The 13,768-nt window shown below is 68.7% G+C and carries 7 protein-coding genes and 1 tRNA gene; 6 read left to right on the top strand and 2 right to left on the bottom strand.

The genetic code is table 11. The features are described from left to right. Positions 1-53: 53 nt before the first annotated feature. From QPK32_RS05205 to QPK32_RS05190, 4 genes are all read left to right on the top strand, one after another. Positions 54-4,313 carry a two-component regulator propeller domain-containing protein gene (locus QPK32_RS05205; protein ID WP_290411704.1) on the top strand — a complete coding sequence of 1,420 codons (4,260 nt, stop codon included), beginning with the start codon at positions 54-56 and terminating at the stop codon, positions 4,311-4,313. 72 nt (positions 4,314-4,385) lie between these two features. Further along, entirely contained in the window at positions 4,386-5,117 is a 732-nt protein-coding gene (locus QPK32_RS05200) for a response regulator (RefSeq protein WP_290411703.1), read from the top strand. A gap of 311 nt (positions 5,118-5,428) precedes the next feature. Next, on the top strand, positions 5,429-7,597 hold the full coding sequence (locus QPK32_RS05195; RefSeq protein ID WP_290411702.1) for a PAS domain-containing sensor histidine kinase: 2,169 nt from the start codon (positions 5,429-5,431) through the stop codon (positions 7,595-7,597). Then, positions 7,594-8,217: a hypothetical protein gene (locus tag QPK32_RS05190; RefSeq protein WP_290411701.1), complete on the top strand. Its 624-nt coding sequence runs from the start codon at positions 7,594-7,596 to the stop codon at positions 8,215-8,217. Before QPK32_RS05195 ends, QPK32_RS05190 begins: the two co-directional genes overlap by 4 nt. Here the strand turns inward: QPK32_RS05190 and QPK32_RS05185 are convergent. Together QPK32_RS05185 and QPK32_RS05180 are read right to left on the bottom strand one after the other, a co-directional pair. Then, entirely contained in the window at positions 8,165-8,770 is a 606-nt protein-coding gene (locus QPK32_RS05185) for a DedA family protein (RefSeq protein ID WP_290411700.1), read from the bottom strand. The two genes, QPK32_RS05190 and QPK32_RS05185, sit on opposite strands and share 53 nt — an antisense overlap. Before the next feature lie 80 nt (positions 8,771-8,850). Beyond that, entirely contained in the window at positions 8,851-11,082 is a 2,232-nt protein-coding gene (locus tag QPK32_RS05180; RefSeq protein ID WP_290411699.1) for a bifunctional SulP family inorganic anion transporter/carbonic anhydrase, read from the bottom strand. A 516-nt stretch (positions 11,083-11,598) separates the two neighbouring features. On the opposite strand from QPK32_RS05180, the gene QPK32_RS05175 reads away from it, so the two are divergent. After that, positions 11,599-11,673, top strand: a tRNA-Arg gene (locus QPK32_RS05175). 147 nt (positions 11,674-11,820) lie between these two features. After that, positions 11,821-13,752 (top strand): ATP-binding cassette domain-containing protein, encoded by a 1,932-nt coding sequence (locus tag QPK32_RS05170; RefSeq protein ID WP_290411698.1) that lies wholly within the window; start codon positions 11,821-11,823, stop codon positions 13,750-13,752. Positions 13,753-13,768: the final 16 nt, after the last annotated feature.

Genomic DNA, 13,768 nt, shown 5'->3' with positions numbered 1-13,768 from the left:
CCGGCCCCGGGGCGGGCGCATGGACGAGGCGGCTGTGGCCGGCACTGCAGCTGTTGCGGGCGCTCGCGCTCGCCTGCCTGCTGGCCGCGCTGTGCCCGCTGCTGCCGGCCGCGGCGGCGCCGAACCCGACGCTGCGCTTCGAGCACTTGTCGGTGGACGACGGGCTGGCGCAGGAATCGGTGCTGGCCATCGTCCAGGATCCGGACGGCTTCATGTGGTTTGGCACCCAGTCCGGCCTGTCGCGCTACGACGGCTACCGCTTCACCAATTACCGCAACGCCGTCGGCGATCCGCGCACGCTGGCCAACAACTGGGTGCGCGTGCTCTACGTCGACCGCAAGGGGCGGCTGTGGATCGGCACCGATGGCGGCCTCGACCGCTATGAGCCCAGCACGGGCACCTTTACCCATTTCCTGCCCGACGAGCCCGCCAAGCGCGGCAACGGCAACCGCCACATCCGCGCCATCCTCGACGACGGCAGGGACGGGCTGTGGCTGGCCACGGCCGACGGCCTGCAGCACTTCGACATCGAGACGGGCCGCTTCGCGATCTGGCACCACGTGCCGGGCGTGGCCGACAGCCTTTCCTCGGACAAGGTCAACGCGCTGGCGCTGGGACGCGACGGGCGCCTGTGGGTCGGCACCGCGGCCGGCCTGGACAGCCTCGATCCGGACCTGATGCATTTCCGCCACCACCCGTCGCCGACGGGCGGCAAGTTCGACGTGATCCAGGCGTTGCTGGTCGACGCCGGAGAGCACCTGTGGGTCGGCAGCATGGCCGGGCTGGAACGCCTGCCGATCGGGCAGAAGGGCGAATTGCGCCGCTTCGGCCCGGCCGAGGGCATGCCCGCCGGGGAGATCAGCGTGCTGTACCAGGACGCCGAGCGCCAGGTCTGGGTCGGTTCGCACGACCGCGGCCTGTACCGCTGGATGCCGTCGCGCAACCGCTTCGAGAGCCACCCGCACCGCATCACGGACGGCTACAGCCTGGGCGACAACCAGGTCTCGGCCCTGTACGGCGACCGCGTCGGCACGTTCTGGGTGGGCACCTGGTACGGCGGCGTGTCGCGCGCGGACATGGGCAGCGGCGGCTTCGCGCGCATCGTGCGCGGCGCCGATTCGGCGATCGCCGTGGAAGACAACAAGGTGCGCGGCATGGCCGGCGACGGCGCCGGCGCGCTGTGGCTGGCGACCAATGGCGGCCTGCACCACTACGACCCGGTCAGCGGGATCGACCGTCCGTACCGGCTGGCGCCGGTGGAGGGGGGCATCTCGGGCGACGCCATGGCCACCGCGGTGGCGCGGGGCCGCGACGGCACGGTATGGGTCGGGGCCCGCAACGGCCTGGCGCGCCTCGATCCGGCCAGCGGCAAGCTCGAGCGGCGCCTGCTCGCGCCCACCGGCGACGGCGACGCCAACTTCGTGCGCAACCTGTTCGTCACGCGCGACGGCATGCTGTGGATCGCCACCCGCGGCGGCCTGCACCGGCTCGACCCGGCCAGCGGCAAGCTGGCCAGCTGGCAGCACGATCCGGCGTCGAGCTCCAGCCTGGCCGACAACGTCGTGCGGCCCATGCTGGAAGACCGCCACGGCCGCTTCTGGGTCGGCACCTTCGACGGCCTCGACCTGCTCGACCGCGCCACCGGCAAGTTCCGCCACTTCCGCCACGATCCGTCCGACCAGGCCAGCCTCAGCCACGACGAGGTCCACTACCTGCTGGAAGACCGCCACGGCACGCTGTGGGTCGGCACCGCCGTGGGTCTGAACAAGATGGTCATCGGCCCGGACGGCACGCCGCGCTTCCAGCGCTACACGACGCGCGACGGCCTGGCCGACGACGCCGTCGCCGCCATGCTGGAAGACCCGGACGGCTTCATCTGGGTCAGCAGCTCCAGCGGCCTGCACCGGCTCGATCCGGCCAGCGGCGGCTGGCGCAACTACAACTCGGCCGACGGCACCATCGAGGGCGCCTATTTCGACGCCTCGGCGCTGCGCGCGCCGGACGGCACGCTCTACTTCGGCGGCAACAACGGCATCACGGCGTTCGACCCGCGCGCGCTGCACGACAACCTGATCGCGCCGCGCGCGGTGATCACGGGCCTGCAGATCTTCGGGCGGCCGTGGCAGGATGCGCACCCGGGCCTGCTGCCGGGCCCCATCGAGCGCCTGTCCGGCATCACGCTGACGCCGGCCGACTCCGTGTTCTCGCTGGAATTCTCGGCGCTGCACTTCGCCGCGCCGGGCCGCAACCGCTTCGCCTACCGCCTGGCCGGCTTCGACCAGGACTGGATCGGCGTCGATGCCGGAAAACGCTTCGCCACCTACACGAACCTGGATCCGGGCAAGTACACCTTCCAGGTGCGCGCCGCCAACAAGGACGGCGTGTGGAGCGATTCCGCGGCCAGCCTCGAGGTCACCGTGCTGCCGCCGTACTGGAAGACCTGGTGGTTCCGCACGCTGTGCGGCCTGCTGGTGCTGGGCATCGGCTATGGCCTGTTCCGCGTGCGCGTGGACGGGCTGCGGCGCCAGAAGGACCTGCTCGAACACCAGGTCGGCGCGCGTACCGAGAAGATCGAGCAGCAGAACCGCCTGCTGGAACGCCAGACCGAGGAATTGCGCGAGCAGCAGCGCCAGGTCCGGCGCCGCACCGACGAACTGGCGTTGGCCAACGCGGCGCTGCAGGAAAACGAGGAGCGGCTGTACCAGGCCAAGCAGCGCGCCGAGGACGCGACGCGCCAGAAGTCCGAGTTCCTGGCCAATATGAGCCACGAGATGCGCACCCCGCTGGCCGGCGTGATCGGCATGCTGGGCTTCGCCCTGCGCGACGGCATGCTCAAGGATTCCACGCGCGAGCAGATCCTGCGCGGCCAGGCGAACGCGCAGTCGCTGCTCGCCATCATCAACGACCTGCTCGACTTTTCCAAGATCGAGGCCGGCAAGCTGACCATCGAGAACATCGACTTCGCCCTCGACGACGCGATCGAGCAGGTGGTCACCCTGTTCGAGGAACAGGCCGGTGCCCACAGCGTGGGCTTCGCCGTGCACCTGGACGACGACCTGCCGCGCTTCGTCGTGGGCGACCCCACGCGCCTGCGCCAGGTCCTCGTCAACCTGGTCGGCAACGCCTTCAAGTTCACCGACAGCGGCACCGTCACCGTGCGCGTCGAGCGCCGCCGCGCCGACCAGCTCGATGCCGACGGCCGCAACATGATCCGCTTCTCGGTCGAAGACACGGGCATCGGCATCGAGCCGGACGCCTTGCCGCGCCTGTTCCAGCAGTTCGAGCAGGCCGACGCGACCACCACGCGGCGCTACGGCGGCACGGGCCTGGGCCTGGCGATCTGCCGCCAGCTGGTCGAGCTGATGGGCGGCACCATCGCCGCCGCCAGCACGCCGAACGTCGGCTCCACCTTCAGCTTCGTGCTGCCGCTGGCCGACGGCGTGCAGCCGCCGGTGGTGCAGGACGCGCCGCGCGAGCCGCACACGCACCGCCTGCGCGTGCTGTGCGCGGAAGACTATCCGACCAACCAGATCATCGTGCGCATGCTGCTGGAAGAGCTGGGCCACCAGGTCGACGTGGTCGAGAACGGGGTGCTGGCCGTGGCCGCCTGCGCGCGCACCCGCTACGACCTGATCCTGATGGACGGGCGCATGCCCGAGATGGACGGTGCCAGCGCCACGCGCCTGATCCGCGCCGGCGGCCCGCTCGAGGCGCCCGTGCTGGACCAGCACCTGATGATCGTCGCACTGACCGCCAACGTCAGCGAGGAGGACCGCAACCGCTACCTGGCCTGCGGCATGGACGCCTTCCTCACCAAGCCGATCGACGACACCCAGCTGCACTACCACCTGACGCGCGCGATCGAGCGCCAGCTGCAGCGCGGCATCGCGCTGCCGCCGATGCCGCCGCCGGCCGCCCGCATCGCCTCCGGAATGGCGTCCGGCGCGGCGCCCAGCACGGCCGATCTCGACGCGATGTTCGGCGTGCTGACGGGCGCGCCGGCGGCGCCGGCGGCGCCGAACGCGGGCCGGCGCGCGGGCGACCTCAAGGACAAGCTGCGCCATACCTTCGCGGCCGACCTGCCGCGCCGGCGCGCCGAGCTGGCGGCGGCGCTGGACGCGTCCGACGGCGAAGCGGCGGGGCGCCTGCTGCACGGCCTGCGCGGCAGCGCCGGCTACCTGGACGAGCCCGCACTGTCCACGCTGTGCGGCGAGCTGGAGGCCGACGCGGACGCCGGCCGCCTGGATGCCGTGCGCGAACGCCTGCCCCAGCTGCTGGCGCTGCTGGCGCGTTTCGATGCCGCGACGGCGTGAGGTGAATGTGCGAGCGTGTACACCAGCGTAAAATCTGTATAATTTCTATTTAACAAGATTGCTGGAGCGGCAATGAAAGTCCTGATAGTCGACGACGATGTGGTAGCGCGCATGATGCTCATGCACATGATCGACGGCGCCGGCGTGGCCGCGGGCGCCGCCGCCATCGACGTGGAGGAAGCCGAGGACGGCGAGGACGCGTGGGGCCGGCTCGAAGGCGGCCTGGCGCCCAGCATCCTGTTCTGCGATCTGCGCATGCCGCGCCTGTCCGGCATGGAATTGCTGGCCCGGGTCAAGGCCGACGCGCGCTTCACCGCCTTGCCCTTCGTGCTGGTCTCGGCCGCCAACGATGCCGCCACGATGGAGCAGGCGCTGGGCCTGGGCGCCGCCGGCTATATCGTGAAACCCTTCGACGGTGCCAAGGTCGCGCAGCACCTGGCCGGCGTGCTGCCGGCGCGCGCGGCCGCACCCGATGACGGCGAGGAGTCCCCCGGTGCCGTCACGCGGCGCCTGGGCATCGACGTCGCCCGCCTCGTGATCTACCTCGGCGGCCTGCAGCGCCAGTTGCACGACGCCGGTCCCGAACTGGAGCGCCTGCTGGCCGCCGGCGACGTCGGCGCGGCGCGCCTGCGCCTGGCACGCTTGGCCGAGGGCTGCCGCACGCTGGGACTGGAAGCGGCGGGCGCGGGCCTGGAAGCGCTGGCGGCGGCCACGCTCGAGCGCGCCGGCGTCGCGCAGGTGCTGGAAGCGGCCGGCGCCGCCACGCAGCGCCAGACCGAGGCGGCGCACCGCCTGTTGCACTGACCATCCGCGCCGGCCGCCAAAGCACAGTCCGCTTGTCAAGCCGCGCCGCAATACGGCGTTGTAAATCCACCCATCGCCAACCCGATGTTTTTGGCATACTGAGCCGGTCGCACACGCCGGTCGCCGCCCACCAACGGCCGCTCCGGCATCGAAACGGACGCGCTGTGCGGGAGCGCGCCGGCGCGTTTCCGTACGCGTATCGCGCGCCGTCCGCACGACGATTCTCATTAACATGGTCGACTTTGCATGGTACTTGGCATCCGCGGATGGCGGGCCCGGCAGGGACGACGGCCAAGGGATGGCGAGCGGACATGACGACGACGATGCTGGATTCCAGCCCCACTTTCAGCCCCACTTTCCTTGCGTGCGGCGGCCGCATGGCGGCGCGGATCGCTGCGCATGACTGGTCCGCGACACGGCTCGGGCCCCTGGCGGCCTGGCCGGATTGCCTGCGCGGCGCGCTGGGCACCGCCCTCGGCTGCGGCTTTCCCTCGATCCTGTGCTGGGGCGCCCAGCTGGCCGCCTTCCCGAACGACGTTTGCCTGCCGCTGCTGGGCGAATGCGCGCCCGGGACGCCGCTGCCGGACGCCTGGCCCGCCGCCTGGAACGCGCTCGGCCCGCTGGTGCTGCGCGCCCGCGGCGGCGAGCCCTGCCATGCCGACGACGTGCCCGTGCTGCTGGAACGCCACGGCTATCCCGAACCGGCCTGGTACAGCTTTTCCTGCGCCCCCGTGCACGACGGCGCCGGCGCGGTCGCGGGCGTGCTGTGCACGATGACGGAAACCACGGCCAAGGTGCGCGCCCAGGCGGCATTGCGGCGGCGCGAGCAGCGCCAGCAGCGCCTGGGGGAGATCCTGTCGCACCAGGTGACGACGCATGCGATCGACCGCGACCGCCTGTGGCGCATCTCGCGCGACGTGATGGCGGCGGCCTCGCTGACGACGGGAAGGTTCCTGACCGTGAACCCCGCGTTCACCGACGTGCTGGGCTGGAGCGCGGCCGAAGCGACCGCGCGCCCGTTCATGCAGATGGTGTATCCGGACGATTGCGCCGACGTGCTGGAAAAGCTGCAGATGCTGGCCGCCGGCACGCCGCTGGTCGGCTACGAGATGCGCATGCTGCACCGCGACGGTTCGCTGCGCTGGCTGTCCTGGACCATCTCGCCGGAGGGCGAACTGCTGTACGGGGTGGCGCGCGACGTCAGCAGCGAGAAGCAGCAGGCCGACGCGCTGCGCCAGGCCGAGGAAGCGCTGCGCCAGTCGCAGAAGATGGAGGCGGTGGGCCAGCTGACGGGCGGCCTGGCGCACGACTTCAACAACATGCTGGCGGGCGTCACGGGCCACCTGGAACTCATGAAGCTGCGCCTGCGCATGGGCCAGAGCGGCGACCTGCCGGCACGCATCGACGCGGCGCTCGGCGTCACCCAGCGCGCGGCGGCGCTGACGCACCGCCTGCTGGCGTTCTCGCGGCGCCAGGCGCTCGACCCCAGGCCGACCAGCGTGAACGCGCTCGTGATGTCGATGACGGAACTGATCGAGCGCGCCGCCGGCCCGGCGATCGCGCTGCGCACGCGCCTGCAGCCGGCCGTGTGGACCACGCTGTGCGACCCCAACCAGCTGGAAAGCGCCTTGCTGAACCTGGCCAATAACGCGCGCGACGCCATGCCGGAGGGCGGCCTGATCGACGTCGAGACGGGCAACGTGGCATTGACGCCCGCGCAGGCGCGCCGCCACGGCGACCTGCGCCCGGGCGACTACGTGCAGGTGATCGTGCGCGACAACGGCGCCGGCATGCCGCCCGACGTCGTGGCGCGCGCCTTCGACCCCTTCTTCACGACCAAGCCGATGGGGCAGGGCACGGGCCTGGGCCTGTCGATGGTGTACGGCTTCGCGCAGCAGTCGGGCGGCCACGTGCGCATCGAGTCGCGCGCCGGCCACGGCACCGAGGTGCGCCTGCTGCTGCCGCGCCACGTGGCCGAGCCGCTGCCCCAGCTGTTGCCCGGCGCCTGCGGCGAGCGGGACGCGCCGCTGCAGCAGGCCGACCGCATGGGCCTGGTGCTGGTGGTCGACGACGAGGACGACATCCGCGCCGTGATGAGCGAGGTGCTGCAGCTGCAGGGCTACACGGTGCTGGCCGCGGCCGACGCGCCGCAGGCGCTGCGCATGCTGCAGGACCAGCGCGGCGAGGTTCGGCCGGACATGCTCGTCACCGACGTCGGCCTGCCCAACGGCATGAACGGCCGCCAGCTGGCCGACCAGGTGCGGGTGCGCTGGCCGCAGCTCCCCGTGCTGCTGGTGACCGGCTACGCCGAGAGCACGGTCATGAAGAACGAGACGCTGCCCGCGCAGATGGAATTGCTGACCAAGCCGTTCGCCATGCACGCGCTGGTGGACAAGGTGTGCGCCATGCTGGCGCAGGCCGCCGCCGCCGATGCCGTGCAGCCGGACCTGCCGCACATCCCGCGCCGGGTCGGCGCGTGAGCGCGCGGGTGCGCGAGCGCGGAATCCTGTTTTCACGTCCGATGGTCGAGGCCCTGCTGGCCGGCCGCAAGACCCAGACCCGCCGCGCCGTGCGCGACCGCGCGACGGCCGATCCCGCGCGCAATCCGGCAGCCAATCCGGCAATGAATCCTTTCGGCGCGCCTGGCGAGCACTTGTGGGTGCGCGAGACCTATGCCGCCTTCGGCCATTGGACTCGGCGCTGGAACCCCGGGAAGGAGCGCGAGGAATGGGCGTTCGCCGACCTGACGCTGGCGACGGGCCGGCGCTGGCGCTTCGACCATGACGCGCTGGACGTGGACGGCACCCGCGACGCCGCGGCGCCGCCGCGCTGGCACAAGCGCCCGGCGCTGTTCATGCCGCGCGCGGCCAGCCGCATCCTGCTGGAGATCGTCGCCGTGCGCAGCGAACGCCTGCTGCAGGTGAGCGCCGCCGACGCGCTGGCCGAAGGCGTGCCGCCGTCCGCCGATCCGGTCGCGGCCTACCGGGCCGTGTCGGAGGACATCAATGGAGCGGGCAGCTGGGAGGCCGATCCGCTCGTGTGGGTGGTCACGTTCCGGCGCCTGGCTTCCACGTCGCCACCCGGTACAGATACCAGCTGAGCAGCAGGCCCAGCACGGCCTTCGAGACGGGATCGACGAACTCGGCCACGTGTTCGTACTGGTCCTTCAGCACGAAGCCCGTCGCGGCCAGCAGGGCGGTCCAGGCCAGCGAGCCGAGCGCCGACAGCAGCAGGAAGGTGGGCAGCTTCATCGCGGCGATGCCCGCCGGCAGCGACACCAGCGTGCGCAGCGCCGGCACCAGGCGGCCGAACAGCACGGCCTTGCCGCCGTGGCGGTCGAAGGCGTGCAGCGCCTTGTCGACGTCGCCGCAGGTCAGCGCCAGCCAGCGGCCGTGGCGCGCCGCCGCCCGCTTCAGGCGCTTGGCGCCGTAGGCGCGCGCCGCGTAGTACCAGGGCAGGGCGCCGACCACGGAGCCGAGCGTGCCCGCCAGCAGCACGCCGGCCAGGTGCAGTTCGCCGTGCGCGGCCACGAAGCCGGCGAAGGGCACGATCACTTCCGAGGGGATCGGCGGGAACACGTTTTCCAGCACCATCAGCGCGAACAGGCCCAGGTAGCCGTGCTCTTTCAGGAAGTCGGTGATGAATTCGAACATGCGAGGCCTCGTCGGATGGATTGGCCACAGCATAGCCGGCGCCGCCGAGCCGCGGCGCCGGGTTGCGCGTCCGGTCCTGATCAGGCGGCGACGCTGGGCACGGGCACGCGGTAGTCGTCGATGGCGTCGGGCTTGACCAGTTCGCCGAAGTGCACGGTGCGCCCGGCGATGTCGTGGTAGGCGCCGACCAGGCCCATCTCGCCGCGCGCGATGCAGCCGCGCAGGAACTCGCTGCCGGCGACGATGTCGGCCAGCGAATTCTCGATGTTCTGGCGCGTCACCTGTTCCAGCAGGGCAGCATCGAGCGCATGATCGCCGGCGTCGCCGTGGGACGCGCCGCAAGTGCACTGGCGGACCGCCTTCTGGATCTTGCCGGTGATGGCGCCGACGCTGTGCGCCTGCTCGTTCTTCAGCGCCAGGCCGACCGCGCCGCAGCGCGAATGGCCCTTCACGACGATCAGCTTGGCGCCCAGCTTGTGGGCGATTTCCAGGCTGCCGATGATGTCGCGGTTGATGACGTTGCCGGCGATGCGGATCGTCAGCAGGTCGCCCAGGCCCGCATCGAAGATGATTTCCGGCGATGTGCGCGAGTCGATGCAATTGACGACGACCGCCATCGGGTGCCGGCCGGATGCCGTCGCGTCGACCTGGTCCAGGTAGTATTTCTTGGTGAAGCGGCCGGCCCGGAAGCGCTCGTTGCCGTCGCGCAGCAGGTGCAGAACGTCTTCCGGACGCAGGCGGTCGCGCGTTTCCTTGTCGAGGGCGGGCACGAACTGGATCGGATCATTCAGCTGGTATTGCTCGCGCAGGCCGACGACGTTCAGGCGGATGCCGCGTTCGGCAGCCACCACGCGGAAGTCCTGGATGATCTCCAGCACGTCGTTGTCGATGTAGTCGGCATTGCTGGCATCGATCAGCACGTTGGCGCCGTCCGGGATGTCCCACAGCGTGCTCTTGATGGTGGCCTTGTTCAGGAACGAGACCTGGTTCGGCAATTCCATCTTGATGACGTCGCCGATGTGCATGCGGTACTGCTCGATCGAGTACGGATTGCGGAAGTGGCTGCGCATCAGGTAGAACAGGCTGGCGAACAGGCCCACCAGCACGCCGCTCAGGAGGTCGGTGAACACGATGGCGGCGATGGTGATCGCGAACGGCAGGAACTGCGACCAGCCCTTGCCGTACATGTCGCGGAACAGCGAGACCTTGGCCAGCTTGTAGCCGGTGACGATGAGGATGGCGGCCAGCGCGGCCAGCGGGATCTGGTTCAGCAGCGGGCTGAGCGCGACCACGGCGACGAGCAGCAGCACGCCGTGCAGCACGGCCGAGGCCTTGGTCCGGTTGCCGGACTGGATGTTCACGGAGCTGCGCACGATGACCGACGTGACCGGCAAGCCGCCCAGCAGGCCCGCGCAGATATTGCCGACGCCCTGCGCCACCAGCTCGCGGTTGGGCGGCGTTTCGCGCTTGTGCGGGTCTAGCTTGTCGACCGCCTCGACGTTCAGCAGCGTCTCCAGCGAGGCGACGAGGGCGATCGTGAAGGCGACCAGCCAGACGTCGTGGTTGCCGAAATGGGCCAGGTCGGGCAGTTGCACGTAGGCCCCGAGGTTGCCCACGTCGAGCGGCGGAATGTCGACGAGGTGCATGGGTTCCACGCTCAGCGCCGGGACGAAACGGGCGAACAGCAGGTTCATGCCGATGCCCAGCGCCACGACGAACAGGGGCGCCGGCAGCAGTTTCAGGCGGGCGAGCGGCGTCTTGTCCCAATTCACCAGTACCAGCATCGATACCAGCGTAATGAGGAGGGCGCCGGGCGTGATCACGGCGAATGCGCTGGCGATCGCCGACAGGGTATTTTCGCCATTCGCCTGCCAGAACGACAATTCGTCGGCATTATTCGCGTCATAGCCGATTGCGTGCGGAATCTGCTTGAGAATTAATAATATGCCGATCGCCGCCAATAATCCCTTGATCACGTTGGAGGGCACGTAATTCGCAATAAAACCGGCGCGCAGGCAGCCCATGGCGACCTGCAATACGCCGGCGATCGAAATCGCCACCAGCAGGACGTCGAATGCGCCCAGTTTGCCGATCGACGCAAGCACCACGGCGGCCAGGCCGGCCGCCGGTCCGCTGACGCTGGTCTGGGAACCGCTGATCATACCGACGACGATGCCGCCGATGATGCCGGAGATAATCCCGGAAAACAGGGGGGCGCCCGAGGCCAGGGCAATGCCCAGGCACAGGGGCAGGGCGACGAGGAACACCACCACGCCGGCGGGCAGGTCGTACTTGAGGGTTTGCATATTCATGGGCTCTCGCTTGAAACGACTGTTGGTCGGTAAGGTTTGCCGAAGCGCTTTCGCTTCATGCGAAAAGAGTGGCGTCGGCAATTAAATCAGCATGCGGATGGATATGTCATCAATAAATTCGCGGCCTCGCGTTATTGATTGGGGTGAATCAAATAAAAGGAAATGCGGCGGCTTTGCGCAATTGTTTATTGTGCGGTTATAAATACGGAGAGCAAAAAATATAGCATGCGCATTACAGATTTTGTGCAGTGCGCCATGCGATTGTTACAAAAAAATTTCGGAGAAATGACAATTGCAGAGAAGATAGTTTTATTCTTCGATTGCGCGATTTCTCTTATTCAATTCATTTGATCGTTCTGGAAAGTGGAAAGACAATGGAGGGATATTGCGCGCGGCATTCGCAGGCGCGGTGGATCGGGCGGGGAGCGGTCAGGCAGGGACGGGGGACGGGGATGACGTGGCGCGATTGTGGGCACGGCGGCGGTAGGGTAGAATACCTGGCTGCAACACGCGTGTGTCGCCATAGTACAATGGATAGTACAAGGTCCTCCTAAGACTTAGATGCAGGTTCGATTCCTGCTGGCGACACCACTCCCGCATTTCCCCCATCCCCGCACACATTTCTCCTCCGCGCTGTACCGCGATCTCTGGGTCGAAGGCCGTCCCAGTCGGTACAATGCTCGCTTCTTCGACCCTTTCGTCCGCCGCCCTCGCGCGCCGCGGCTTTGCTTACAGAACATGGCAGTCATTTCCCTCTCTTCCGCGCAACTGGCATTCGGCCACGTCGCGCTGCTCGACCATGCGGACTTTTCGCTGGAAACGGGCGAACGCGTCGGTCTCATCGGGCGTAACGGCACCGGCAAGTCCTCGCTGCTGAAAATCATTTCCGGCCGCTCCAGGCTGGACGACGGCTTGCTCGTCATGCAGCAGGGCCTCAAGATCGCCTACGTCGAGCAGGAACCCGTGTTCGATCCCGCCATGAGCGTGTTCGACGCCGTCGCCGCCGGCATGGGCGAACAGAAGGCGATGCTGGCCGAGTACGAGTCGCTCACCGGGCAGTTTGGCCAGGGCAACGACGACGCGCTGATGGAGCGCATGCACGAGCTGCAGGTCAAGCTCGACGCCACCGACGCCTGGAACCTCGGCAACAAGGTCGAGACGACGCTGGGCCGCCTGGGCCTGGCCGGCGAGGCGGCAATGGGCACCTTGTCCGGCGGCATGCAGAAGCGCGTGGCACTGGCCGTCGCCCTCGTGTCGGGACCGGACGTGCTGCTGCTCGACGAACCGACCAACCACCTCGACTTCACGTCGATCCAGTGGCTGGAAGGCCTGCTGCGCGAATTCCGCGGCTCCGTGCTGTTCATCACCCACGACCGCCGCTTCCTCGACAACGTGGCCACCCGCATCGTCGAGCTGGACCGCGGCAAGCTGCTGTCCTTCCCGGGCAACTTCAGCAAGTACCAGGAACGCAAGGCCGAGCTGCTGGCCAACGAGGAAGTGGAGAACGCCAAGTTCGACAAGGTGCTGGCCCAGGAAGAAGTATGGATCCGCAAGGGCGTGCAGGCGCGCCGTACCCGCGACGAAGGCCGCGTGCGCCGCCTGGAAGCCTTGCGCCTGGTGCGCGCCGCCCGCCGCGAGCAGCAGGGCCAGGTCAAGCTCGACATCGGTACCGGCGAGCGTTCCGGCAAGATCGTGGCGGAGCTGGAGAACGTCTCCAAGCGCTACGGCGACAAGGTGATCATCAGCGACTTCACGGGCACGGTGCTGCGCGGCGACAAGGTCGGCCTGATCGGTCCGAACGGCGCGGGAAAGACGACCTTGCTGAAGATTATCCTGGGCGAGGAAACGGCGGACAGCGGCACCGTCAAGCTCGGCACCAAGTTGAACGTCGCCTACTTCGACCAGATGCGCGCCCAGCTCAACGAGGAGGCGACGCTGGCCGACACGATCTCGCCGGGCAGCGACTGGGTCGAGGTCAACGGCCAGCGCAAGCACGTGATGAGCTACCTGGGCGACTTCCTGTTCGCGCCGGAACGCGCCCGCTCGCCCGTCAAGTCGCTGTCCGGCGGCGAGCGCAACCGCCTGCTGCTGGCCCGCCTGTTCGCCAAGCCCGCCAACTGCCTGGTGCTGGACGAACCGACCAACGACCTCGACATCGACACGCTGGAACTGCTGGAAGAGCTGCTGACCGACTATGCCGGCACCGTGTTTCTCGTCAGCCACGATCGTACCTTCCTGGACAACGTCGTTACCCAGGTCATCGTGTCGGAAGGGCAGGGCCAGTGGCGCGAGTACGTGGGCGGCTACAGCGATTGGGAACGGGTGAAATCGGCCACGCCGGCCGGCAACGCGGCGTCGGTGCCGGCCGCCCCCGCGAAATCCGGCTCGACAAAAAGCGCTGATATGTCATCCAGCGCACAGAACGTGGTTAGCAAAAAGGTAAAGTTGAGCTACAAGGAGCAGCGCGAGCTGGAGGAGTTGCCCCAGCTCATCGCGAGCCTTGAAGACGAGCAGTCGGCGATCACGCTCCAGCTGAATTCGCCCGATTTCTACAAAACGAATCCCGCCGACGCGCGCCGCATGAATGCGCGTTTCGCGGAGATCGAGGATCTGTTGCTCGACGCCCTGGAGCGCTGGGAGCGGCTTGAAGCGCGTACCAGGGGCGAGTAGCCTATGAACTAGGGAT

This window comes from Massilia sp. YIM B02763 (assembly GCF_030412015.1).
Classification (GTDB): Bacteria; Pseudomonadota; Gammaproteobacteria; order Burkholderiales; family Burkholderiaceae_D; genus Telluria.
This window is presented reverse-complemented; position numbering and strand designations above follow the sequence as displayed.

What these genes read in the sequence shown, in the direction of transcription:
- QPK32_RS05200 (WP_290411703.1), top strand. Translation starts at nt 4,386, where the DNA reads ATGAAAGTCCTGATAGTCGACGACGATGTGGTAGCGCGCATGATGCTC.
- QPK32_RS05195 (WP_290411702.1), top strand. Translation starts at nt 5,429, where the DNA reads ATGACGACGACGATGCTGGATTCCAGCCCCACTTTCAGCCCCACTTTC.
- QPK32_RS05185 (WP_290411700.1), bottom strand. Translation starts at nt 8,770, where the DNA reads ATGTTCGAATTCATCACCGACTTCCTGAAAGAGCACGGCTACCTGGGC.
- QPK32_RS05180 (WP_290411699.1), bottom strand. Translation starts at nt 11,082, where the DNA reads ATGAATATGCAAACCCTCAAGTACGACCTGCCCGCCGGCGTGGTGGTG.
- QPK32_RS05170 (WP_290411698.1), top strand. Translation starts at nt 11,821, where the DNA reads ATGGCAGTCATTTCCCTCTCTTCCGCGCAACTGGCATTCGGCCACGTC.